The following is a 22,242-nucleotide window of genomic DNA, read 5'->3' on the forward strand; positions in this document are numbered from 1 at the left end:
TGATCCAAAACGCGCAGAGCGAGCAGGAGCTTGAAATTTTGCTTCCGCGCAAACGCATCGCGCAGGAGCGGCGCAAGGAGGGCGAGGGCGAACAGGACGTGCAGAACTTCTATCTGGGCGATTTTAAAATCAGCGTCGGTAAAAACGAGCGCGGTAACGTCCGCCTGCTTAAAAACAGCAGCAAGGAGGACTTTTGGTTTCATCTCAAAGACGTTCCTAGCGCGCACGTAATCGTAAAGACGAACAAGCAGAACCTAAGCGAGGAGGCGGTGCAGATGGCCGCTAAAATTTGCGTAAATTTCAGCGTCAAAGAGAGTGGAAAATATCTCGTCGATTACACCAAGCGCCGAAACGTAAAGATCAACGAAGGCGCCTTCGTAAACTACGTAAATTTCAAAACGATCAGCGTTTTAAAGCCGCAATAAGCGAGCTTGATGTATAATTCACAAAATAAATTTTAAGGAAATTTTATGAAGCAAAGAATAATCACGGCAGGAATTTTACTCGCCGTATTTTTAGCTCTAATTCTAATAAACGCCAGGTGGCTAAATTTCGCCGTATTTGCGCTGATACTCGTGCTTGCGTTTTACGAAAGCCTGAAGCTTTGGATGCTGGAGGATGAAGGCAAGAAATGGCTGGCGCTCGCGCTTGCGTTTTTTGCGCTGCTGCCGTTTACGCAGACCGACGAGCCCTTCGTCTCGGCGCTAAAGGTTAGCATCCTAGCGATCCTGTGCGTCGCCTCGGTAGTAGCCTTTACCAAAGGTCCTAGCCTAAAGATTGCGCTTCCTTTCATCTACCCCGTAACGCCGATCTTTTTGATGTGGGCGGTTTACGATGATTTGGGAGTCTTTCACTTTGTCTGGCTGATCTTCATCGTCATCGCCAGCGACAGCGGCGCGTATTTTATCGGTAGAGCCTTCGGCAAAACTCCGCTAAGCGCTAGCTCGCCGAATAAAACCGTAGAGGGGGTGCTAGGCGGTCTTGCGCTTGCGCTCATCGTAAGCTTTCTTTACGCGCGCATCTTTACCAATCTGCCGTCGCTCGAAATTTTAAGCAAAACCATCGTAATCGTCATCTTTAGCGTGCTGGGCGATCTATTTGAAAGCTACCTAAAGCGCGCGGCGGGTCTTAAAGATAGCGGCGCGCTCTTTCCGGGACACGGCGGGATTTTAGACCGCATCGACGGCTATATGTTCGGCGCGATCGCGATGGCGATAGTCTATTCATGGTAGTTTTAGGCTCCACGGGCTCTATCGGCACAAACACCCTAGACGTAGCCGCGCGCAGCGGCAGTATGATCGAAGCGCTTAGCTGCGGGCGCAATATCAAGCTTTTAAACGAACAGATCGCAAAATTTCACCCTCGTCTCGTCTGTATCGCGGACGCGCAGCAAAAAAGCGAGGTAGATCACGAGCGGGTATTTTGCGGCGCGGATGGAATTTTGCAGATGCTTGCGGAGTGCAAAAGCACGACCGTGGTAAACGCTCTCGTAGGCTTTGCTGGCATGATGCCCAGCCTAAAAACCCAAGAGCTCGGCAAAAGGCTCTGTCTAGCTAACAAAGAAAGCTTGGTCGTCGGCGGGAAATTTCTGCAAACGGATAAAATTTACCCGATCGACAGCGAGCATTTCGGACTGAAATTTTTGCTCAGCAATGCCAAAATCCCCGTTTCTCGCCTAATCATCACGGCTAGCGGAGGTGCGTTTTACGATGTGCCGTTAACGCAGCTGGGCTCGCTCACGCCGCAAAACGCCCTAAAGCACCCCAACTGGAAGATGGGCGCGAAGATCACGATCGACAGCGCCACGATGGCGAATAAGCTCTTTGAGGTGATCGAGGCGTTTTGGCTCTACGGCACGCGCGAGATCGATGCGCTCATCGAACGCACCTCGCAGATCCACGCGCTAGTCGAATTCGTAGACGGCTCTACGACGGCGCACATTAGCAGGGCCGATATGCGCCTAGCTATCGCGCACGCGATGTTTGGCGGCGACGTACGGGAGCAGATCACCGCGCCCGTGGATCTGTGCGCTCTGCGACCGATAGAGCTTAAACCGATCGACGAGATGAAATTTCAAATCTTTACCCTCAAAGACGCGCTGCTAGCGAACCCCGATCTAGGCGTCGTCATCAACGCCGCGAACGAAGCGGGCGTAAATGCGTTTTTGCAGCAGCGCTGCCGCTTCACCGACATTGCGCGCGTCGTGCTGAAGTGCGCGGAGAAATTTAACTCGCCTAGCGTAACGGATGCGGACGCGCTTACGGCGGTGGACGCGAGCGTGCGAGCGTATGCAAACGAACTGCTGAAATTTAACGGCGAGCTTTAAGCCTAGCTTTGCCTGCTTAAATTTAGAGTTTAAATTTAAGCTATCTTGCCGCAAGCGGTGAAATTTAGGATCAAAAATTGTTAGACGTACAAACTATCGTAAATTTGGAAAAAGAGCGCCGCAAGCTGCTGCAAAGCCGCATAAAATGGAAAATAATAAGCCTGCTTAAAGCCTGCGCGATATTTATCCCTGCGGTTTTCCTAATGAGGTATATGGCTAGCGAAGAGGGTACGCCTTTGGGGATGCCGTATCTTTTATTTGGTCTGGGCATAGCGCTATATTTTACTTATAAGCTATTTTACGAAAAAACCTACAAAGTCAAAACGCGAGAATTCGCGCTGCAATACAAAGCCCTCTACATAGCACCCTACGTCGAAAGTCTAGGATATAAATACAACAGATTCGGCGCCGTAACTCAAGAGCAAGATATCCTGCAAAGCGGGCTTTTTAATCAATATGCAAATTCTGGCGGAGATGATTTGATATACGGAAGCATAGACGGCGTGGACTTTAGCTTCTGCGATATTTGGATGTCTAAAGAGACTATAGATGATAGCTTTTTCACTTTGATTTATGAAAAGAAGGAAGTGGAGATATTTCAAGGTCTTTTTTTCGCAGCCGATTTTCATAAAAAGATCAGATCCGACATTTTTATTCTTCCAAGACAAATAAAGCTACCGCACGGCGTCTTGGAAAGCGGTGCAAAATCTTGCAATATGGATAACGCGAAATTTAATAGATCTTTTGCTGTATATGCAAAAGACGCGGTCGCCGCTGCGTATGTGCTAACGCCGGCGCTGATGGAGAAAATTTTATTTTTGAAAACGCTTGCGAAATCGGAGATCGCGCTTAGCTTCAGAAAAAGCAAAATTTATATAAAAATCCCTCGCGGATACGATAGCTTTGAGCCCGATCTAAATAGGCCAATACGCGGTGATAAGCTCGCGAGCAAGATACAAATCGATCTGGACGCGATGCTGCAAATCGTAAAAATTCTAAAACTGAATGAGAAAATTTGGACGTCTTAACGGGCGCAAGGCAGAGCGAGGCAAGGCGAGTAGATGAAACGAGACGAGGCGAAGCAAGGCAGGCGGGGCAAAACGAGGCATGGTGGGGCGAACAAACGGAGCGTGCGGTTCGCGCAAGGAGCTGCAAAATTTAGCGACATCCAAGCGAAACACACCAAAATCGCGCCATATCTGGCGTAAATTTAGGCTGCGCCGCAAGTTTGCGCCATTAAATTTTACGCGGATTTTGGAAAGATCATGAAATTTCGCGCGGAGTTTCGGCATGGGGATTTTGGCAAAATAGTGGAATTTCGCGTAGAATTTCGACGGGATTTTACGTCGCGGCGAAATCTTGTATAGAATTTCAGCAAGGATAAGATGCTAAAATTTCGGCGGAATTTTACGAAAAGTTAAAATTCGCTTGCTATTGAGAGATTTTTTTGATATACTGCCGTTTCTTTTTTGGCCCCGTAACTCAGTTGGTAGAGTGTCACCTTGACATGGTGGAAGTCGTTGGTTCGAGTCCAATCGGGACCACCATTTAAGCTATTTTCATTTTTGCGCACAACACCTGTCTTAAATTTAGTTATTCCGACCCCTTTCATTTTTATTTTAGATATAATTTTTCCAAAATACTATGAGATCGGCTAACCGATCGATGAGGTAAATTCTATCGGCAACCGATTAAATTTAGAAAGGAGTATCGGCGATATATGGGACAGTATGTTATAAAAACATTAGACTATTGCGCAGAAAAGGGACTGCAGCTACAATGGGAAATGGACTTCGCGATCTCCGTCAATGCTCCAGGAAACGAAGTTACTATAAGGGCGAATAAAAGCGGGCTTATATCTCTTGCCAGACATTTGCTTACTTTAGCGCAAGATTCTGCGCCGAAACATTCGCATATACATCTGGATGAGTATAATTCGCTTGAGGAGGGCTCGGCGGAACTTATATTGGAGAAAATATGAACACGAACAGCTTCAATGTAGATGGAAAAAGTTATTATACTCCGCAATCAAAGGGATTGGGATCATACTCGACGGCACTCGATGAATAACGGCATAGTGCGCAAAAGGAGAATAAATCAGTGCTACCGAATAAAATTTATATAAAAGAGGATCCTCTAACTATCGATGAGGAACTTATGGGGCATGAGTATCATAAATTAGATATTAAAATTCTAGAAGACAAAAAGCTTGTGGTATTGGGTTTTACTACGAATTTGGCTATGTATTATTTCGCAAAAAACATTTTAACATCATCGTATAATGAAAGGGTCTCATACCTAGAGCTTTTCCCTTATGAATATTGGGTGGGAGGAGCGCGATTTGCAAAAAATAGCGTTCAATTATGTATAGATATAAAGGAATTGATCAAAATGGACGAAGCGGAGTGCTGCATAGCGGACGATATGGACAGGTATAAATTTGAGCTGGATTTTAAAACATTCTACCAAAGCGTTACATTTTATTTCCCTAGTACGAAGGATTATATAAATTTCGCCAAATACCTGCTAAGTATGAGTATCTACAATAGAAAAAATAGGGTAAAATTTTATAGTGAAGATTATACGTTGATTTTGCAATATTCCAGGTTTGTTATATGAGAAATTTCGAACTATCAAAAATAAAATTTCTCTCATAGAGCTAAAATTTAAGGATCGGACGGTATGGCGCAAAACACGATGAGCAAAGCAGATCATAAGGAAAAGGAGCAGCGCAATGCTAGATAGAATTGCCGCTTTTTTGACAGGCATAATGTGCTTCTTATATCTTATAAATTTTACGGTACATAAACATGTAAAGATAGGCGAGAAATATATTAAATTTGATGATGCAGGTAGTTTGTGGATATTGCCCGCAATCGTATTTTAATAGCGGGTATTTACGGCTTTTATTTCGCCTTTCGCTCTGAAAAGAGCATAAAAAGATACCCGGAGTATATGTGGTGTGCAGACTGCGGTAAATTTTACCGATACGAGGACGTCAAAAACACGGATCAAATTTGCCCAGACTGCGGCAAAAAGCTTACGGAGTATAATGACGGCGACTACTGGCGAAGAAACGCTCCTCATCAAGGCGTTAAACCCCCGAAGATCAAAAAGCGCAAATTTAAAAAGCGATGAAATTTGATTTATTATAGAGGAATGTATAAAAATGCTAAATAGAATTTTTGCATTAATCGGCTTTTTTGCTTTTTTCGTATGGGGACTGGCAGCCGTTCTATTGGGGGAAGTTGATATAAAACCCTATTTTATGGCATCGGCAAAATTTGATAGTATATATCTGCGTATAATAATTGGAATTTTATGCTTTGCGGCGTGCGTTTTCTTTTTATATCTCGCATTTCGCTCCGAAAAAAGCATAAAATATTATCCTAAATTTATGCGCTGCAAAGGGTGTCTTAAATTTTATAATTTCTCGGACGTTAAAGATAGGAGTGTTTGCCCTAAGTGCGGAGGCGAACTGCAAGATTATGCCGAGGTAGAAAAATCGGATCAAATAGAAAAGAATAAAAAGCTTGAAAAATATTTTAAATTTGAAAAAGAATGGCTAAAGAGGGTGCAAAATCGGCGCGACGAGGAATAAAATATTCAAAAGATAGACACAATTAAGGTATAAAATTTTAAAATTGCGTATGTATTTGCAAGGAATATTATAAGGCGTTATAAATAGAATTCCGATAAAGGAGGTAAAATAAGATGAGAATTTTGACATTAGTATTAGCCATAATTTGCATAGCAATATTTAGCGGCTGCAAGGATCTTTTGTTAACCAACCATTTTATTACTTATGGGAACGGGGGCGGCTATGTCAGTACCTGCGAAACATTTTTTAGCGATTATCCTATAGGTGTCGAAAAACTTTATGAATTAAAGAGTAGAAATGATTTAAAAGCTCCGATATATATAATAAAAGATAGAAATTTTACGATAGCAGATGTTAGAAAAGGAATATTTGGCGTCGTTCCTATCGAAAGCTGTAACGATAAATGGTGTAAAATTTACTATCCTTGCAGCGAAACGGAGTATTTCGTAAAAAAAGACGATATAGTAAAAAGAAAGTACTAGCCGTCAGGCGGAAAGATACTTGGCGCGGATTTTAAAATTTCAATACGCGCAGAGTATCCAAGCGAGCATAACGTAAATTTAAGCGGGTTGAGAAAGCAAATAAAACAAAAAAGGTTAAAAAATGAAAAGCATAAAAGGTATTTTCCGTTATCTTTTTCCGGTAAGAGATGGACGGGAACTCTATGGACTTAAAATTCCAAAAGGGCAAAGCGATCGTTTTGGAAAAGAATTTATATTCGAGCCTGAATTGATTGCGAAATCGGACGCGCAAAAACTAGATCTAAAAATAGATCCAAAGCTTTTAAGAGATAAGCGAATTAAATTTCATATACGCGATATGTATTATAAGACATATTATGAGATAACATCTTTCGGTATCGATGAGAGCTACGCCGATTCTCGGCAAATAGATTTTGATTTAGAAGATATAAAACAAATCGTAAAATCGGATGAAGACGATCCCTACTATGTATATAGCTATAGCCTAAACATAGAGCAGATGAGATCTTTTGGATGCATCGATATGGTTAAGCCCGGTTTTTCATACTTCTTCGAATCCACTGCTGTCCACGAAAGAATAATCAAAGCTCCAAATAGTGGCGATAAAAATATAAAAGGCTGCTATATAAATGTCTTTGATAGCGATAAGGACGCCTTTTACGTGGCGTTATTGGACGTTAAGCTGCCTTTTAGCGAAGTTGCGAAAATAGTCGCTCCGCTGAGCGTAGAGGCAAATATCCACTATTCTTATAGCCTCTGTGAAGAGCAGATTATAAAATTGGGATTTCCTGAAATTTTAAAAGAAAACGACGGCAAAATCGACGCTCAAATATCGGTAGAGATAGTATAATTTAAAATTTAGCCGTTAATGGGTAATTATAGAGGTTCGGTGGGCTGTAAATTTATGAGGAGCGCAAATCAAGCTAGGCAAATTTCTTTTGATTATTTTCCAGGCCGATTTTTTGCGTGCTTGATGATTTTGCCAGCTAGCGATTCAGTCCGTCTTTATTATCCATACCGGCTCCTTTAAATTTCGCGCGTTATCTAAATTTACGCAGCGTCTTTGCCGTCGCAAGAGGAGTTTAAATTTAATCCGCAAAATTTTAAATTCTCATTTTATAAATAAATTTGATAAAATTTCGCCGTTTCTTGACGACAATCAAGTTATTCTTCTAAATATAATCTTAAAATTACTAACTAAATTTTTTTATAAAGGATCTTCTATGAGCGACAATCTAGAGATGTTCTGTCATCAGTGCCAAATGAGCGTACCCGAGGGCTGCGGCGCAAAGGGCCAAAGCAAAGGCACCTGCGGCAAAAATTCCACATTAAGCCTGCTTCAAGACACTATGGTTTTCGGACTTAAGGGGCTTAGCGCCTACCGCCACCACGCGCACGAGCTCGGCGCCGATACTAGCGCGGTCGATACCATTATGGCGGACACGCTGTATTTCACGCTGACGAACTCAAATTTTAACTTTGACGAGCATATCGCGCAGCTGATGGCCGTCGGAAGCGCGGGCGTGCAGATGATGGATATCTTAAGCGAGGCGCATACCGCAAAATTCGGCGTACCGACCCCGGTTAAAGTTAGCCAAAACAAGGTCGAGGGGAAGGCGATTTTGGTTAGCGGCCATAACCTGCACGCTCTTGAGGTGCTACTAAAAGTGACCGAGGGCAAGGGCATCAATATCTACACACACTCCGAGATGCTTCCTGCGCACGGCTATCCGCAGCTTCGCAAGTATCCGCACCTAAAGGGCAACGTCGGCAAGGCGTGGTTCGATCAGACCAAGCTTTTTAACGAATTTAAAGGCGCGATTTTGATGACCACCAACTGCATCGTGCCGCTTCGCTCGTCCTGTAGCTACGCGGACAGGCTGTTTGGCTACTCTATCGCGGGCACCGACGGGATCAAACATATCCAAAACGACGATTTTACGCCGCTCATCGAGTGCGCGCTTGCATGCGGCGACGTGAGTATGGACAGCGACGAGAGCTTGGTGACGGGCGGGCACTACAAGACGATTTTGAGCCTCGCGCCGCAAATTTTAGACGCGATCAAATCTGGCAAAATCCGCCGCTTTTTCGTCATCGCAGGCTGCGATGCGCCGGGCAAGGGACGCGAGTATTACCGCGAGCTAGCGCTCAGCCTGCCGAAAGACTGCGTGGTTTTGACCTCCAGCTGCGGTAAATTCCGCTTCAACGACGTGGATTTTGGAACCGTGCCCGGCACCGAGCTTCCGCGCTATATCGATCTAGGTCAGTGCAACGATAGCAACGGCGCGGTCAAGATCGCTCTGGCGCTTAGCGAGGCTACGGGCATCGCGGTAAACGATCTGCCGGTCTCGATCGTGCTGATGTGGATGGAGCAAAAGGCGGTCATCATCCTACTTGCGCTGTTTAGCCTAGGCGTCAAGAACATCAACGTAGGACCTACCGTGCCTGAGTTTTTCAACGACGAAATTTTGGGCTTTTTGGTGCAAAATTTCGGCCTTCGCCTAATCAGCGGCGACGCGCAGGCTGATTTGAAATACTTCCTGGGCGAATAAGCGTCGCTTGGGCAATCTTTACGGGCGCGCGAACGCTGCATGAAACAGCGCGCAGAATTTCTCGCGTGCCCGTAAATCCGCTCGCGCCCGCTAAATTTTAAATTTTCGGCGGGGCGGTAAATTTTATAAAATTTCAAAATTTTATCACGGCGCGGATTAAATTTTCCGCGCCTCAAAAACCGAGCCAAGATCGATCTTGCCTGCTTTTCGCTTCTTTAAATTTAGACTCTATCGCGCATTTTAACGAAATTCATCTTTATTCATCGCAGCTTCATTTATGAATTTTATAATGCACTCATCCAAACGAAAGTTGGAAATCAAAACAAAAGGATCAGAAATGACAAAGTTATTAGGCGCAGCGGTTTTAGCGGCGGTTTTAGGTGCGACGAGCTTGCAGGCTATCACGTCCAAGGAGGCTTTAAACATCGCGGAGAAAAATTTCCCTGGCTCAAAGATCAAGGATATATCAATGGATGTTAAAAAGGGGGCGACTTTTTATGAGATAGAGTCTTTTAAAGACAATCAAAAACAAGAGATCAAAATCGACGCCGCAAGCGGCCGGATCGTAAAACAAGAGGTTAAAAACAAAAATTTATATTGCCAAACGAGGCGATAGACTTTTCAAAGTTCGCTCTTAGCATCGACGAGGCCGCAGATAAGGCGCTAGCGCTTGAGGCTGGCTGGAGCCTTGATGAGGCCGATCTTGATAATAAAAACGGCACTTGGATCTACGAGGTCGAGCTTAAAAAAGGCATGAGCGAGAAAAAGGTGATAATAAACGCTCAAACAGGCGAAATTATCGGCAACTACACGAAGTGATTTTATGCGCCCGAGTAGCTTCGGGCGCCGAAATTTAGGCAAAGGAAAAGATATGAGCAAAAACAGGGATCAAAATTTAGACGATAAAACTAGCGGGCGAAATTCGGAGGAAAATTTGAGCGCGAATTTTAACGAAAACGCGGATGAAAATTTAAACGCAAACGTCGGTGTAAATTTAGACGATAGCGCGAGCGTGGCGAGCAAAAGCACTCTAAATTTAGATGAAAACGGCGAGGAAAGCACGGTTGAAAATCTAAACCGAATTTTAGATGAAAGCGCCGAGCGAAATTCCGGCGAAAGCGGGGCGGAGCAGGGCTACGAAAATTTAGATCAAAACGCGAGCAAGGTAGGCGAAAGCGCGGAAAAAATATGCGTGGGCGCTCCGAAATGCAAAGCGCAAAATTTATTTAAAAAAGCGCTCGAAATTTCGCTGCAAAGCGCAGCCAGCGCACTAGTTTGTGCCGGCAGGGCGGGGCTGTGGCTATTGGACGCCGCAAGCGAGCTAAAAGACGAAGCGCAAAAAGCGCAGCTTTCAAAAATAAACGAGGAGCAGGCGAAATTTGACGGTGCGCAGATCATCTCGCGCGCCATTATCAAGGAGATCGTCGCAAACCGCCTAAAAACGGACGCAAGCGGGATAGAATTCGGCCAAATTTATCTAGTCAAAAGACATGCTTCGGGCTTGCGGGGCGACGAGTATTTTTATGAAGCAAAGGCCAAATCTAACGGCTTTTCGTATGATTTTAAGATCGCGGCGAGGGGCGGCGAAATTTTAAAGCTGAAAATCAAAAGTTAAATTTGATAAAATAGCGGGCAAAATTTAAAAAGGGCAAAGATGAAAATTTTAGTCGTCGAAGATGAAATTGACCTAAACAACGTGATCGTAAAACACCTCAAAAAAGACGGATATAGCGTCGATAGCGCGTTTAACGGCGAGGAGGCGATGGACTTTACCGCCGTGGCGCGCTACAATCTCATCGTGCTTGATATTATGATGCCCGTGATGGACGGACTTACGTTTTTGCAAAAATCGCGCGCCGCAAAGCTCGCGACACCCGTGCTGATACTGACGGCAAAGGATGAGGTGGACGACGTCGTAAAGGGGCTCGATGCGGGTGCGGACGATTATTTGGTTAAGCCCTTTGATTTTAAGGAGCTGCTGGCTAGAGCGCGCACGCTCATTCGCCGAAACAGCGGCAGCGCCGCCAATGAAATTTACGCAGGCGAGCTAAAGATCGACCTTTCTAAAAAATCGGTCGAACTTGGCGGACAAAACATCGAGCTAACGGGCAAAGAGTATGAAATTTTAGAGTTTTTAATGCTAAATAAGGGCAGAATTTTAACCCGCGATCAGATCAAGGAGCACGTCTGGGACTTCGACTACACGGGCGGCTCAAACGTCATCGACGTGCTCGTAAAAAATATAAGAAAGAAGCTCGGCGAATGCGAAGTGATCCAGACTAAAAGAGGGCTCGGCTATGTTATTAAGGATTAAGCGGATCCTCGCAAACATACCCATTACGGCGCGCGTGACGCTTTGGTATTCGTTTTTTATCCTCGTTATCGTAGCGGCTTTAATTGCTATTTCGGCGGTCGCGGCGGATGAAATTTTTGAGGACGTAAGTCAAAAAAAGCTAGCCAAATCGGTCGCCAAAATCGCTAGCGATATGGAAGAATTTGAGCCCTACGACGATGGGATATTTTTTATAAAATACAGCGCAAATGGCGAGCTAACGGGCGGCCTGGCGCCTAAAAATTTTGAAACTTCGCTTAAAATGGACGGCGGCGAAGTGCGGCTTTATGAAAACGGCGAAAACCGCTTTTACTACTACGACGCCGCGACCGAGAATCGGGGGGTCTGGATCAGAGGCGTGATAAGCGCGGATGGGTTTTTTAAAAAAGAGGGGCTGTTTTTGCTCGCTTTGGCCCTGCTCGTGCCGATCCTCTTCGCCTTCGTGCTTTACGGAGGCTACAAGACGATAAAAAATGCGATGAAACCGGTCTCCGCGATGTCTAAAACCGCCCTTGAAATCGGCGCTAGCAAGGATTTTTCAAAGCGAATAGAGCTGCCTACGGGCAAAGACGAGCTGCACGCGCTTGCGAGCGTGTTTAACTCTATGCTGGATTCCCTCGAAAAGGTCTATCAAAACGAAAAGCAGCTCACCTCCGATGTCTCCCACGAGCTGCGCACGCCGGTGTCCGTCATCATAGCCGAGAGCGACTATACCGCAAGCTATGCGCAAAATTTAAACGAAGCCAAGGAGTCGCTGGATGTCATCGCCAGGCAGTCAAAAAAGATCGCCTCGCTGATAGATCAAATTTTGGAGCTTTCGAGGCTGGAATCGGGCAGAAATTTAACGCTAAAGCGCGTGAGTTTAAGCTCTATTTTGCAAAATCTCGCGAAGGACTATGAAAAACTGGCTGAGCTCAAAGGGATAAAATTTGGCTACGATATAGCGCCAAGCGTTGAAATTTGGGGCGATGAGCTTATGATCTTGCGGCTAGCGGATAACTTTTTAAGCAACGCGCTAAAATTTACCGCTAGCAAGATCGAGTTAAGTCTAAGCGCAACCAAAACGCACGCGCTACTATCCGTAAAAGACGATGGCGCTGGCATTTCGCAAAAAGAAAGCGAGTTAATCTGGAATAAATTTTATCAAGCCGAGGGTTCAAGAAATAAAAGCTTAAACGCGGGCAGCGGCCTTGGGCTGGCAATCGCTGCAAATATCGCTAAAATTCACGGCGCGAAGCTCGGCGTAAAAAGCGGCGAGATCGATGGCGCGGGCAGCGAATTTTGGGCGGAATTTGAGCTTTTGAAATAAATTTCGCTAAATCGCGAGAAATAAAAGCAAAGTAATCGGCGTAAATCCAAATTTACGATGCTTTGCGATGAAATTTTAAAATTTCATCGCGCTAAAAGTAGTCCGATCAATCGGCAAGCTTTTTTAATATCTCGTATCTTTTGCAGAATCTTTGCAAAACATTTTTTTCGGGGTTAAATAGATCTTCTTCATTTTTACCTAATTCGCAGGACTTTTTGTAGTATTGTACCGCACTTGCTTTATCACCGCTTTCTTCAAGAATTACTGCGAGATTTCCGCACCCGCCCCAATTTTCCGCATTACAAGCCTTTTTGTAATACTCTATAGCTCTTATTTTATCTACCTTTACCCCTTTGCCGTATTGATACATAAAGCCCAGGTTACTGCAGGCTTCCATCTCTCCGCCTTTACAAGCTTTATTAAATAGCTTCATAGCTTTTTTATAATCTGCTTTTACCCCTTCTTCGCGGACATACATAGCTCCTATTTCCAAGCAAGCTGCATATAGGTTTCCATCGCAAGCTTTTTTAAAGTAATAAAGCGTTTTGTTATAATCCCTATCGGACGCGCTTCCTCCGAGTTCAACCGGATGTTCATAAAATATACCGGCCGCTCCGCAAGCTTCAAAATTGCCCGCTTCACATTCTTTCTCGAATTCTTTAATCTCCGATTTCGTTAGTGTTATACCAAAGGATAAAAAAGCCAATGCGCCTACAATCAAAACTATTTTTTTCATCTCTGCTCCTTTGAAATTTTGTGAAAGTATATTCTTTCGCTTTTTAATAAGCGCTGAATATGCCCGTCTTGATGGGCTTGCTAAAATAAGATAGATAAAATGCGTCGGCGCGTGAAGCGGAGCTAAATTTAAATTGCGGGCTAAATTAAAGTGCGGCTTAGACCGCTCTGCGGGCGTTCGGCTCGGCTCTAAAATAGTTAAATTTAGCGCTAGCGTCTGCGGGGGCTTCGGCTACCTGATTTTTGCGCTGCCGAAGCAAAGCCCGTTTTCGTTGCACTGCATATTTTCGATTTGCGGATCCTCGCTTTCGCCGCAAATTTGAATCATTTGATGCGATGCTTCGTCCATTTTAGGCTCGCTGCAATACGAAACGCCGGGCTCTGGATGCTCCGAGTTAGAGCAGCCGCATATAATCAGCGCCGCGCAGACAAACAATAGGACATTTTTCATTCTAAATCCTTTTAAAAAATTCTGTAATTCTATCTTTGCAAAGCTGAAATTTTACGGAATTTAAAGCGTTTCGGATAAATTTAACGCCCCTGCATGCCGAGCTGGGCGGCGAGCGCAGCGATGAAATTTTAAAATTTCATCGCGCCAAAAGTAGCTCGATCAGCAGTTCGATCAACCGGCAAGCTGTTTTAATGCCCTATTTATCGCAGAATTTTTGTATCATTAGGTTGAACGGGTCTTCATTTTTACCCAATTTGCAAGCTTTTTTATAGTATCGCGCCGCTTCTACGTTATAGCCATTTTCTTCAAGACTTTCGGCAAGATTTCCGCATCCTACCGAATCTCCCCCATCGCAAGCCATCTTATAATACCCCATAGCCTTCGCCCTATCAACTCTTACTCCCAGGTTACTTGCGTACATATAACCTAGACCATTGCAGGCGGCCGCAACCCCATTGTCGCAGGCTTTAGTAAATAGCTCCATAGCTTTTTTATAGTCTTTTTCTACCCCTTCGCCTTTAAAATACATCGCTCCTATATTCGAGCAAGCCACATATTCCCTTTCGTCACAAGCTTTTTTATAAAAATAAAGTTTTTTGCCATAGTTTATATCGGATATATCGCCTCCTAGCGCAGCGGGATCTCCATAAAAAAGACCGGCGGCTCCGCAGGCCTTGAAATAGCCCTCTTCGCATTTTTGCTCTAATTCTTTAACCAGCTCTTTCGTAAATATTGTTTTACCGAAAGCCAAAGAGTTTAATAGGGCTAAAGCTAAAATGATTTTTTTCATAATATTTCCTTTAAAATTTTGCGAAAGTATATTCTTTCGTTTTTAATAAGCGCTAAAATTTATAAAATATCCCGTTCGCGAGCAAAGGCTTAAATTTAAAAACACAAGCCCTCTTTAACGTTGATTTAATGCTAAATTTATATAATCTAACATTTGGAGGCGGATAGAGTATGCAAGATTACGAATTATTGGACGTTTTGTCCAATAAAAGGGTTCTTTGCCTAGAGGACGAGCCCGGGATTTTAAAAAATATAACCGAATCGCTACAGCTGTTTTTCGGCGAAGTAGTGGGGGTTAAGGACGGGCTGGAGGCGCTTGATGAGGCGATGAGCGGCTCGTACGACGCGCTGGTTTTTGATATCGGCGTGCCGCATATGGACGGGCTAGAGGTGGTCAAAAAGATCCGTGCTGCTGGCATCTCGGTGCCGATCGTGATACTTTCGAGCCACACCGAGCAGGAGTATCTGTGGCGGGCGGTGGAGCTTAAGATCACTAGGTATCTGCCTAAGCCGTACGACAAAAACGCCTTTATAAAGGCGCTGCAAGACGTCGCTGCGGAGCTGATAAATCACGCGCCGATACTTAGTATAAATGACGAGCTGAAGTATGATTTTGCCAAAAAGATCATCTACGTCAAAGACAGCGCCTGTCATCTTTCCAAAAGCGAGAGCAAGCTTTTGGAATACTTCTTAGCGCGCAAAAATCAAACCATAACCTACGAGCAGCTATTTGACTATATGTGGGAGTTCGAGCAGCCCAGCAAGGAGGCGATCAAGGCGATCGTCAAAGAGCTACGCCGCAAGATCGGCAAGGACGTGATCAAAAATTTATATGCGGTGGGGTATCTCTTTGAAGTATAAATTTAAATTTATCGTAGCGCTTTTCGTGCTGCTATATATCGTAATTACGGCTTTGGTTTTTAACTTCTACCGCGAGCTTGCGCTAAAAGATACGAGGCGCGAGGCGTTTTATATCCTAGATACGATGAATGCGGTGCGCGATTACGTCTCGACCGTGCAGCGCCCGCTAATAAACGAGCTTAAAGAAAAAAAGCTTCTAAGCGAGGATTTTTTCGATCCGAGGCTGATGTCCTCGACCTACATAACGCGCGAAATTTATAAAATTCAGCTCGCCAAAGAAAACATCAACTACGACTACAAGCTCGTCGCTACCGATCCGCTCAATCCCGAGCATGAGGGAAGCGAGTTTGAGAATGAAATTTTAGAGGGCTTTAAAGAAAATAGATACAAAGAATACTCCAGAATCGTCTATGATAAGGGCGGTGCCTCGTATCTTTTGAGCCTGCCGATCACAAACTCCCAGCCCTCCTGTATCGAGTGTCACAACATAAACGCAGCGCCTAAAAAGATGCAAGAGCTCTACGGAGACGTGGGGAATTTCAAAGGCAGCCTAGGCGATACGATCGCGATGATAAGCTTTAAAATTCCGATAAAAAGCGTTTTGCTCTACCACACCAAAGAGTTCGTCGTCAGCGGTCTAAGCGTGCTTGCGGTGTTTTTGATCTGTATATTTTGTATCTATAAAATTCACAAAAAAAACGAGACCTTAAAGATGCAAACTCAGCTTTTGATGATAAATCAAAGCCGCCTCGCGCTCATGGGCGAGATGATCGGCAATATCTCGCACCAGTGGCGCCAGCCGCTATCTCAGATCAGCTCCACGCTCATAAATTTAGAGCTTTACAACGAGCGGGGCAAGCTCTCAAAAGAAAGGCTCGAAGGCGGCATTAGGGACGCGGGCGAGCAGGTGAAATTTATGAGCGATACGATCGAAGATTTTAAAAATTTCTTCAATCCAAACATGCCTAAGAGGGAGTTTAGCGCCGGCGAAGCGATCGAGCAGGCGCGTAAAATTTTAAACGCCTCGCTCAAAAAACATGTCATCGACATAAGCGTGCGGATAGAGGAAAATTTCACCCTTTACGGCAACGTAAACGAGCTCATCCAGGTGCTAATAAACATCATAAATAACGCAAAGGAGGCATTTTTGGACGTGCCGCTTAAACGGCGCGAGATTAAAATTTGCTCGTTTTTAAAGCAGGGCGAGCGAGTAATCACGATCGAAAATAACGCAAGCCGCATCGATGAAGCGCAGATCGGTAAAATTTTTGAGCCGCACTTTACGACAAAACAGCAAGGCAGCGGGCTCGGACTATATATGAGCAAGATGATAATCGAAAAAAACGGAGGGAGCATAAACGCTGCGAATTCCGACGAAGGCGCGATATTTACGATATCTTTTCGTTAAATTTAGACTTTATTAAATTTCTCCCTTTTTTACCCTTTTTTGTTGATATTATTTCAATCGTAGAACTTTGCTAATTTAAAAATTTGATTTTCAAAGGAGGAGCCATGAAAAAATGGAATAAGATGCTACTAGGCGCGCTCGCCTGTATTAGCATTTTTGCCGCAGGAGCCTGTGCCGACGAAGGCATGGGGCATGAGATGGAAATGTCGCAAAAATCGCGCGACGTCATCGCAAATCCTAAGGGCACGTTGCAAAGCAGAGGCGTCATATCCTTGCAGGACTACGTCGTAGAAGAGCAGGAGATGTATGAGTGGCTATTTAAAAACCACCCTATTTTTACCAAATACGGCGGTAAGACAGTCGGCAAGCTCGACGTTCACGACCGAGGTTTGGAGTGGCTTGCGGAAGGTCACGGATTTGACTTTTCAAAAGCGAGCAAAAGAGACGACGGCAAGGGCTATAGCTCTATGATGTATAGAATCCCTGCGGGCTCTTCGCTACAATTTCCGAATAAATTTATAGGTCCGGCAAAATGCGGCGAGTGCCACCCTGCGCAGTACGAGACATGGAGCAGATCGCGCCACGCCACCACTATCCGCTTCCCGGGTGAGCACCCAGAGGTTAATAATAATCTAACCGATCCGGTATTTAGCCCGGATACTGCGTCGATCCTTCCAAAGGGTATTACTCCCGACGTAATCTACGCTACCGTAGGGCACCTAAGAACTAAATTCGGCTACGTAGATGCATGGCTTCTACGTGGAACCTATCACGTAGAGGGCGGCTTGTTGCGAGACGGCACCGGTCAGATCGTAGCGGGCGGTAACCAATTCCAAAGGACTTGGGCGTTAAATTTAGACGACGAGACGGTTAAAAAGATCAAAAAGATCGCTCCGGAATTCCCGGAAACCCTAGCCGACTATGGCGATAACGGCGGCTACGTAAGAGGCCTCGCTTCTTACGCGGCGAAATACAAAAAGTCGATGTTCTTTCAAGCAAACGCATCTTATTGCGAGGTCTGCCATCCGTTTAAATTCGACTTCAAAACCAAGAAGGAATTTTACGCCGCTTTGGGTAATGCAAAAGAGCTTCAAAAGCACACTATCTCCAAAGGCGTAAGCTGTGAGGAGTGTCACGGAGCGGGCGGTCACCTTGACGGCGCTACGAATTTTAGAACTTCAAACTGCGAACGCTGCCACCAAAGATTTAACTATAGCCCTGATTTGGCACGAGCCAATCCGTTAAATAACGGCAAGCCCGATCTATCTCTAAGCTCTAAATTTAAATCTATGGGACCAGGCTGCGGCTCCGAGGGCTCTCAATCTTACTTCACCGCTCACTACGATAAGGGTATGCGCTGCGTAACCTGCCACGATCCGCACGATAATACAGGACCTGTCGTAGGCGATAAGAACGTCAAGGGCGTAAATTACAACTCCGAGCAGGGCTACCTAAGCGCGTTTTACTCAAGACCAAAGATTACGAAAGAGTGCAAGGACTGCCACCAAGAGCAAGCCTACATCGCCGCAAGAGCCGATACGCATAAAGACAACACTTGCGCATCTTGCCATATGCCGTTTATGATGAGCTGCGAGAATTTCTACGCTATTCAGTTCCAAGACAACGCGGGATTCGATACTCAAAGAAGATCGCACATCTGGAAGATCGACATCGATCCTGCCAGAAAATCTCTAGTCGCAGGCGAGGCTGCCAAGGGTCCAAGGGATACAAAAGATTGGCACTTCCAAAGAAATAAAGATGGACGAAATTTCGTCGATCTTATGTGGTCGTGCGCGAGAACTTCGTGGGCGGATAAAGATATGCAAGATACCAAAGGCTGCCACAGCCCTGTCGTTTCCGAGCTAAAAGAGACGCTTCACTTCAAGAACCAAAAGCAGGTTTACGATGAGGTTATGGGCTGGCAAACTCCAATTAAGAGCGATTTCTCGCAAGTTAAGATCGGTATTCAGGGAATTTACTCGATCCTTGAGACCAAAAAGCTTGACTCCAGCGATAAAACTCGCGTTTACGAGCTGATCGAAAAAGCTCAAGACACCGTCGATCTTATCGAAAAAGACGGCTCATGGGGTATGCACGGCTTTAAATATACTAAGCAAAGGCTAGAGGCCGCTAAAGAGTATATTAAAGAGGCTCAAAGAATTCTAAACGCAAACCTATAGCGATAAAGGGGGGGCGGGGCGTCCGCTCCCCTTTAAATTTTAAATTGATGAAGGTAAAATATGCAAAAAACACTCTTTTTAGTACCGCTTTTAGCCGCTAGCCTATCCTTTGGCGCGGATCTTACGCAGAATGATCAGCGCGAGGCTTACGCTATCGGCGCATCTACCGCGAAATACTTGATGAATCAAATTAGCGGACAGGAAAAACTAGGGATAAAAACCGATAAAGATATAGTTATAGAGGGCTTTTTGGATGTTTTTAAAGACGGATCCAAAATAAAAAATGACGAGATAGAAAAGCTTTTAAACGACAGAGCTGCCAAGCTTAATAAAGCAGTCGATGCGATCGCTAAAGCCGAGGTGGAGAAAAATTTAAAAGCAGGCGAGGAATTTATGGCGAAAAACGCCAAAAATCCAAATGTCAAAACTACAAAATCGGGCGTTCAGTATGAAATTTTAAAATCCGCCAAGGGCGACAAACCGAAGCCCGAGAGCATAATCGTGTTAAATTACAAAGCCTATCTACTCGACGGCACCGTGTTTGACGAAACCTATTCGGCGAAGATGCCCGCGCACCTGTCTATGATAAATTTAATCGACGGTCTGCAAGAGGGGCTGCTTATGATGGATACCGGCTCGAAATATAAATTTGTAATCCCTAGCGATCTTGCTTACGGCAACGAGGGGATGGAGAAGATCCCCGGCGGCTCGACGGTCGTTTTCGAAGCGGAGCTGCTAAAGGTTTTAAAACCGGGCGAGCTCGCCGAAGCGGCGAAAAAGCTTAGCGAGAGCGAGGCTAAAAGCTTTCACGACGCGAACAAAACGAAGTAGTTTTGCTTAAATTTAGTCGGAGGAGAATATGCAAAAGCAAAGAAGAAATTTTATAAAATCCGCCGCACTCGGCTCTTTGGGGCTCGGCGCAATTGCCTCAAATTTACTTGCACAAAGCGGCGACGGCGCGGATAAAAGCGCGCAAGACGCAAACGCGAGCGTCAAAAAGCAAGAGCCGAAAAAGCCGCACTACGGTATGATATTCGATCAAAATAAATGCGTCGGCTGCACCGACTGCGAGATCGCCTGCAAAAAGGTAAATTTGGTCCCAAAAGGCCAAATGAGGCTTTTTATCCAGGATAAAACCGATCCGCTAAATTTAAAAGAAAAGCGCTATGTTAGAGTATCTTGTCAGCAGTGCGAGGACGCGCCGTGCGTGAACGTCTGCCCGACAAAAGCCTGCCACAAGGACGAAAAAACGGGCATCACGACGATGAACACCGACGACTGCATCGCCTGTAAATACTGCATCGTCGCCTGTCCTTACGATGTGCGCTTTATAAATCACGAAACAAGAGCCGCAGAGAGCTGCAACTTCTGCTTGGATACGAATTTAAAAGACGGCCACGAGCCCGCCTGCATCGAGGCGTGCAGATACGAGGCGATCGTATTTGGCGATCTAAACGACGAAAGCTCGCACATTAGCAAGCTACTTCGCGTAAAAGACAGCCTGCGAATGCGCCCGGAGTGCGGCACGAAGCCGAGTCTGCGCTATATTCCTGCGGTAAAACTGGGGGTGTGATATGAACGGAGCCATAAATTTCACTGCGACCTTCTCGCACGGCGTGGAGTGGGGCTGGCCAATCGCGGTCTATCTTTTGCTAGCGGGTATGAGCGGCGGCGCTTTGATAGTCGCGATCCTCGTCAAATTTTACAAAAAACAGACCGAGAGCACGCCGCTGTTTAAAGCTGCGTCGCTGCTATCTTTCGTAGCGATCTTACTCGGTATGGTCTGCCTGGTAGCCGATTTGGAGCGGCCGCTTCTTTTTTGGAAAATTTTGATTAATTACAACTTTACCTCGGTTATGTCTGTGGGCGTGGCGGCGCTTTGCGTCTATATTCCGCTTAGCTTCGTAGCCTGCCTTTATGCGTTTGAAGATTGCCTAAGAGAGTTTTTGACGCGCAATCTTAGCTTTTTAAAAGGTCTTTTTGAGCTTATGATGAAAATCGTAAACGCGCTTCGTCCGCTATTTCTTGCGCTCACGCTTGTTTTTGCGGTCGCGATCTGCGCTTACACGGGCTTTTTGATCTCGGTTTTAGTTAGATTTCCTATCCTTAATACAGCCGTTTTACCTGCGCTTTTCGTGGCGTCTGGCTTATCGGCAGGCATCGCGGGATCTAGCCTGATAGCCGCGCTTTTCTTTAAAGCAGACCCGCACGGCGGCGATCTTAAAATTTTACACGCGGTCGAGTGGCCGGTTTTGGCGATGGAAATTTTATTAATCGGCATGATTTTCGTCTCGCTAGTAACGGGCAGCGACGTGCAAAAAGCCGCGAGCGTCGCATTTAGCGAGGGGCTCTACGCTCAGCTGTTTTGGCTAGGCGTCGTAGGCGTTGGTTTTTGCGTACCGCTAGTTTTAAATTTCGCACTGGGTAAAAAGATCGCTCACTCTGCGTTTGCGTTCTACGTCAGCTCGCTTGCCAGCGTGGTCGGAGTATTACTTCTTAGAATGTTTATACTATACGCAGGTCAAACTTACGATATAATAATGTAAAACTGCGGAGGGTTAATGAGCGCACTAAAAATATTAAAATTTTTCATCTCTTATAAATTTGCGCTCTGCCTCCTTTTCATTCTAGCCGCAGGTGCCGGCGTCGCGACCTTTTTAGAGAGCATTTACGATACGCAAACGGCTAAAATTTTAGTCTACGAGGCGCGCTGGTACGAGTGCGTCATGGGCGCGGCGACGCTTAGCCTGCTAGGAATAATCATAAAAACCAAAATGTGGCGCCGCTTCGGCTCTTTCGTTCTGCACGCGGCATTTATCGTTATCTTTATCGGTGCGGCGCTGACGCGTTATTTCGGCACCGAGGGCGTGCTGCACGTAAGGGCGGGCGAGAGCGAAAACGAGATGGTAAGCGTCAAGCCATACTTGCAAATCCGCACGCAAGACGCGCTGTTCGAGCATCCGCTAAATTTAAGCCAAATCGGCGATAACGATTTTAGCTTCACGCAAAGTATAAATTCTAAAAACTTCACCGTCAAATTTGGCTCCTACAAACCCGCGCCCAAAGGCGAGCAGGGAACGCTCGCGGTAAAAGCGGGCTTTGAGGGCGGAAGCGAGCAAGAGGCAGAGCTTCACGGCGGCGCTGGCTGGCTGGGTGAGCCTAAAATTTTAAACTTTGACGGCGAAGAGATAATGCTAAGCTGGGGCTCGAAACTGA

The 22,242-nt window shown here is 45.4% G+C and carries 28 protein-coding genes and 1 tRNA gene; 26 read left to right on the forward strand and 3 right to left on the reverse strand.

Going from position 1 to position 22,242, the window contains the following annotated elements:
• The 19 genes from Q0438_RS03980 to Q0438_RS04070 form a co-directional block, all read left to right on the forward strand.
• A partial coding sequence (locus Q0438_RS03980) for an NFACT RNA binding domain-containing protein (protein ID WP_299187597.1) occupies positions 1 to 425 on the forward strand: 425 nt, incomplete at its 5' end.
• Positions 426 to 470: 45 nt separating this feature from the next.
• Positions 471 to 1,232 (forward strand): phosphatidate cytidylyltransferase, encoded by a 762-nt coding sequence (locus tag Q0438_RS03985; protein WP_299187600.1) that lies wholly within the window; start codon positions 471 to 473, stop codon positions 1,230 to 1,232.
• Positions 1,226 to 2,326 carry a 1-deoxy-D-xylulose-5-phosphate reductoisomerase gene (gene dxr / locus Q0438_RS03990; protein WP_299187603.1) on the forward strand — a complete coding sequence of 367 codons (1,101 nt, stop codon included), beginning with the start codon at positions 1,226 to 1,228 and terminating at the stop codon, positions 2,324 to 2,326. The genes Q0438_RS03985 and dxr overlap by 7 nt, the downstream gene beginning before the upstream one ends.
• Positions 2,327 to 2,403: 77 nt before the next feature.
• The gene (locus Q0438_RS03995; RefSeq protein ID WP_299187605.1) at positions 2,404 to 3,354 is read left to right on the forward strand and encodes a DUF3137 domain-containing protein; all 951 of its coding nucleotides are present in this window, start codon (positions 2,404 to 2,406) and stop codon (positions 3,352 to 3,354) included.
• A 33-nt stretch (positions 3,355 to 3,387) separates the two neighbouring features.
• Positions 3,388 to 3,534 carry a hypothetical protein gene (locus tag Q0438_RS04000; protein ID WP_299187608.1) on the forward strand — a complete coding sequence of 49 codons (147 nt, stop codon included), beginning with the start codon at positions 3,388 to 3,390 and terminating at the stop codon, positions 3,532 to 3,534.
• Between the two features lie 263 nt (positions 3,535 to 3,797).
• A tRNA-Val gene (locus Q0438_RS04005) sits at positions 3,798 to 3,873 on the forward strand.
• Positions 3,874 to 4,046: 173 nt separating this feature from the next.
• Positions 4,047 to 4,307, forward strand: coding sequence for a hypothetical protein (locus Q0438_RS04010; protein ID WP_299187611.1), 261 nt, complete (start codon positions 4,047 to 4,049; stop codon positions 4,305 to 4,307).
• 119 nt (positions 4,308 to 4,426) lie between these two features.
• The gene (locus Q0438_RS04015) at positions 4,427 to 4,945 is read left to right on the forward strand and encodes a hypothetical protein (RefSeq protein ID WP_299187614.1); all 519 of its coding nucleotides are present in this window, start codon (positions 4,427 to 4,429) and stop codon (positions 4,943 to 4,945) included.
• 115 nt (positions 4,946 to 5,060) lie between these two features.
• Positions 5,061 to 5,213 (forward strand): hypothetical protein, encoded by a 153-nt coding sequence (locus Q0438_RS04020; protein ID WP_299187617.1) that lies wholly within the window; start codon positions 5,061 to 5,063, stop codon positions 5,211 to 5,213.
• Positions 5,186 to 5,464 (forward strand): hypothetical protein, encoded by a 279-nt coding sequence (locus tag Q0438_RS04025; RefSeq protein WP_299187620.1) that lies wholly within the window; start codon positions 5,186 to 5,188, stop codon positions 5,462 to 5,464. The genes Q0438_RS04020 and Q0438_RS04025 overlap by 28 nt, the downstream gene beginning before the upstream one ends.
• A 100-nt stretch (positions 5,465 to 5,564) precedes the next feature.
• Positions 5,565 to 5,927: a hypothetical protein gene (locus Q0438_RS04030; protein ID WP_299187623.1), complete on the forward strand. Its 363-nt coding sequence runs from the start codon at positions 5,565 to 5,567 to the stop codon at positions 5,925 to 5,927.
• A gap of 113 nt (positions 5,928 to 6,040) precedes the next feature.
• A complete protein-coding gene (locus Q0438_RS04035) occupies positions 6,041 to 6,409 on the forward strand; it encodes a hypothetical protein (RefSeq protein ID WP_299187626.1) in 369 nt (122 codons plus the stop codon).
• 121 nt (positions 6,410 to 6,530) lie between these two features.
• Positions 6,531 to 7,259, forward strand: coding sequence for a hypothetical protein (locus tag Q0438_RS04040; RefSeq protein WP_299187629.1), 729 nt, complete (start codon positions 6,531 to 6,533; stop codon positions 7,257 to 7,259).
• 373 nt (positions 7,260 to 7,632) lie between these two features.
• Complete coding sequence (hcp, locus tag Q0438_RS04045; RefSeq protein ID WP_299187632.1) at positions 7,633 to 8,961, forward strand: hydroxylamine reductase; 1,329 nt, start codon at positions 7,633 to 7,635, stop codon at positions 8,959 to 8,961.
• 337 nt (positions 8,962 to 9,298) lie between these two features.
• On the forward strand, positions 9,299 to 9,577 hold the full coding sequence (locus tag Q0438_RS04050) for a PepSY domain-containing protein (protein WP_299187635.1): 279 nt from the start codon (positions 9,299 to 9,301) through the stop codon (positions 9,575 to 9,577).
• Entirely contained in the window at positions 9,559 to 9,780 is a 222-nt protein-coding gene (locus Q0438_RS04055; RefSeq protein WP_299187638.1) for a PepSY domain-containing protein, read from the forward strand. The genes Q0438_RS04050 and Q0438_RS04055 overlap by 19 nt, the downstream gene beginning before the upstream one ends.
• Before the next feature lie 52 nt (positions 9,781 to 9,832).
• Positions 9,833 to 10,576, forward strand: coding sequence for a hypothetical protein (locus Q0438_RS04060; protein WP_299187641.1), 744 nt, complete (start codon positions 9,833 to 9,835; stop codon positions 10,574 to 10,576).
• Between the two features lie 39 nt (positions 10,577 to 10,615).
• Positions 10,616 to 11,275, forward strand: coding sequence for a response regulator transcription factor (locus Q0438_RS04065; protein ID WP_299187644.1), 660 nt, complete (start codon positions 10,616 to 10,618; stop codon positions 11,273 to 11,275).
• Entirely contained in the window at positions 11,259 to 12,602 is a 1,344-nt protein-coding gene (locus tag Q0438_RS04070) for a HAMP domain-containing sensor histidine kinase (RefSeq protein ID WP_299187646.1), read from the forward strand. The genes Q0438_RS04065 and Q0438_RS04070 overlap by 17 nt, the downstream gene beginning before the upstream one ends.
• A gap of 106 nt (positions 12,603 to 12,708) precedes the next feature.
• On the opposite strand, the gene Q0438_RS04075 is transcribed toward Q0438_RS04070, so the two are convergent.
• The 3 genes from Q0438_RS04075 to Q0438_RS04085 all read right to left on the reverse strand — a co-directional run bounded on the left by Q0438_RS04075 (position 12,709) and on the right by Q0438_RS04085 (position 14,578).
• The gene (locus tag Q0438_RS04075) at positions 12,709 to 13,338 is read right to left on the reverse strand and encodes a tetratricopeptide repeat protein (protein ID WP_299187649.1); all 630 of its coding nucleotides are present in this window, start codon (positions 13,336 to 13,338) and stop codon (positions 12,709 to 12,711) included.
• A 231-nt stretch (positions 13,339 to 13,569) separates the two neighbouring features.
• A complete protein-coding gene (locus Q0438_RS04080) occupies positions 13,570 to 13,788 on the reverse strand; it encodes a hypothetical protein (protein ID WP_299187651.1) in 219 nt (72 codons plus the stop codon).
• Positions 13,789 to 13,984: 196 nt separating this feature from the next.
• Entirely contained in the window at positions 13,985 to 14,578 is a 594-nt protein-coding gene (locus Q0438_RS04085; RefSeq protein ID WP_299187653.1) for a tetratricopeptide repeat protein, read from the reverse strand.
• 170 nt (positions 14,579 to 14,748) lie between these two features.
• Here Q0438_RS04085 and Q0438_RS04090 point away from each other — a divergent pair, with 170 nt between their 5' ends.
• The 7 genes from Q0438_RS04090 to Q0438_RS04120 form a co-directional block, all read left to right on the forward strand.
• Entirely contained in the window at positions 14,749 to 15,438 is a 690-nt protein-coding gene (locus tag Q0438_RS04090) for a response regulator transcription factor (protein ID WP_299187656.1), read from the forward strand.
• Positions 15,428 to 16,846 (forward strand): DUF3365 domain-containing protein, encoded by a 1,419-nt coding sequence (locus tag Q0438_RS04095; protein WP_299187672.1) that lies wholly within the window; start codon positions 15,428 to 15,430, stop codon positions 16,844 to 16,846. The genes Q0438_RS04090 and Q0438_RS04095 overlap by 11 nt, the downstream gene beginning before the upstream one ends.
• A gap of 104 nt (positions 16,847 to 16,950) precedes the next feature.
• Positions 16,951 to 19,026 (forward strand): cytochrome C, encoded by a 2,076-nt coding sequence (locus Q0438_RS04100; protein WP_299187659.1) that lies wholly within the window; start codon positions 16,951 to 16,953, stop codon positions 19,024 to 19,026.
• A gap of 60 nt (positions 19,027 to 19,086) precedes the next feature.
• Entirely contained in the window at positions 19,087 to 19,857 is a 771-nt protein-coding gene (locus Q0438_RS04105; RefSeq protein ID WP_299187661.1) for an FKBP-type peptidyl-prolyl cis-trans isomerase N-terminal domain-containing protein, read from the forward strand.
• A 28-nt stretch (positions 19,858 to 19,885) separates the two neighbouring features.
• Positions 19,886 to 20,599, forward strand: coding sequence for a 4Fe-4S dicluster domain-containing protein (locus Q0438_RS04110; protein ID WP_299187663.1), 714 nt, complete (start codon positions 19,886 to 19,888; stop codon positions 20,597 to 20,599).
• A gap of 1 nt (position 20,600) precedes the next feature.
• On the forward strand, positions 20,601 to 21,572 hold the full coding sequence (nrfD, locus tag Q0438_RS04115; protein WP_299187666.1) for an NrfD/PsrC family molybdoenzyme membrane anchor subunit: 972 nt from the start codon (positions 20,601 to 20,603) through the stop codon (positions 21,570 to 21,572).
• A 15-nt stretch (positions 21,573 to 21,587) separates the two neighbouring features.
• Positions 21,588 to 22,242 (forward strand): cytochrome c biogenesis protein ResB (locus Q0438_RS04120; RefSeq protein WP_299187669.1); only part of this gene is annotated, 655 nt, incomplete at its 3' end.

The sequence above is a fragment of the uncultured Campylobacter sp. genome (genome assembly GCF_938030785.1).
Classification (GTDB): Bacteria; Campylobacterota; Campylobacteria; order Campylobacterales; family Campylobacteraceae; genus Campylobacter_B.

Coding starts and splice junctions, on each gene's coding strand:
- Q0438_RS04020 (WP_299187617.1), top strand. CDS start 5,061: ATGCTAGATAGAATTGCCGCTTTTTTGACAGGCATAATGTGCTTCTTA.
- dxr (WP_299187603.1), top strand. CDS start 1,226: ATGGTAGTTTTAGGCTCCACGGGCTCTATCGGCACAAACACCCTAGAC.
- Q0438_RS04065 (WP_299187644.1), top strand. CDS start 10,616: ATGAAAATTTTAGTCGTCGAAGATGAAATTGACCTAAACAACGTGATC.
- Q0438_RS04000 (WP_299187608.1), top strand. CDS start 3,388: ATGAAACGAGACGAGGCGAAGCAAGGCAGGCGGGGCAAAACGAGGCAT.
- Q0438_RS04070 (WP_299187646.1), top strand. CDS start 11,259: ATGTTATTAAGGATTAAGCGGATCCTCGCAAACATACCCATTACGGCG.
- Q0438_RS04040 (WP_299187629.1), top strand. CDS start 6,531: ATGAAAAGCATAAAAGGTATTTTCCGTTATCTTTTTCCGGTAAGAGAT.
- Q0438_RS04100 (WP_299187659.1), top strand. CDS start 16,951: ATGAAAAAATGGAATAAGATGCTACTAGGCGCGCTCGCCTGTATTAGC.
- Q0438_RS04035 (WP_299187626.1), top strand. CDS start 6,041: ATGAGAATTTTGACATTAGTATTAGCCATAATTTGCATAGCAATATTT.
- Q0438_RS04080 (WP_299187651.1), bottom strand. CDS start 13,788: ATGAAAAATGTCCTATTGTTTGTCTGCGCGGCGCTGATTATATGCGGC.
- Q0438_RS04085 (WP_299187653.1), bottom strand. CDS start 14,578: ATGAAAAAAATCATTTTAGCTTTAGCCCTATTAAACTCTTTGGCTTTC.
- Q0438_RS04060 (WP_299187641.1), top strand. CDS start 9,833: ATGAGCAAAAACAGGGATCAAAATTTAGACGATAAAACTAGCGGGCGA.
- Q0438_RS04090 (WP_299187656.1), top strand. CDS start 14,749: ATGCAAGATTACGAATTATTGGACGTTTTGTCCAATAAAAGGGTTCTT.
- Q0438_RS04050 (WP_299187635.1), top strand. CDS start 9,299: ATGACAAAGTTATTAGGCGCAGCGGTTTTAGCGGCGGTTTTAGGTGCG.
- Q0438_RS04010 (WP_299187611.1), top strand. CDS start 4,047: ATGGGACAGTATGTTATAAAAACATTAGACTATTGCGCAGAAAAGGGA.
- nrfD (WP_299187666.1), top strand. CDS start 20,601: ATGAACGGAGCCATAAATTTCACTGCGACCTTCTCGCACGGCGTGGAG.
- Q0438_RS03985 (WP_299187600.1), top strand. CDS start 471: ATGAAGCAAAGAATAATCACGGCAGGAATTTTACTCGCCGTATTTTTA.
- Q0438_RS04075 (WP_299187649.1), bottom strand. CDS start 13,338: ATGAAAAAAATAGTTTTGATTGTAGGCGCATTGGCTTTTTTATCCTTT.
- Q0438_RS04110 (WP_299187663.1), top strand. CDS start 19,886: ATGCAAAAGCAAAGAAGAAATTTTATAAAATCCGCCGCACTCGGCTCT.
- Q0438_RS04105 (WP_299187661.1), top strand. CDS start 19,087: ATGCAAAAAACACTCTTTTTAGTACCGCTTTTAGCCGCTAGCCTATCC.
- hcp (WP_299187632.1), top strand. CDS start 7,633: ATGAGCGACAATCTAGAGATGTTCTGTCATCAGTGCCAAATGAGCGTA.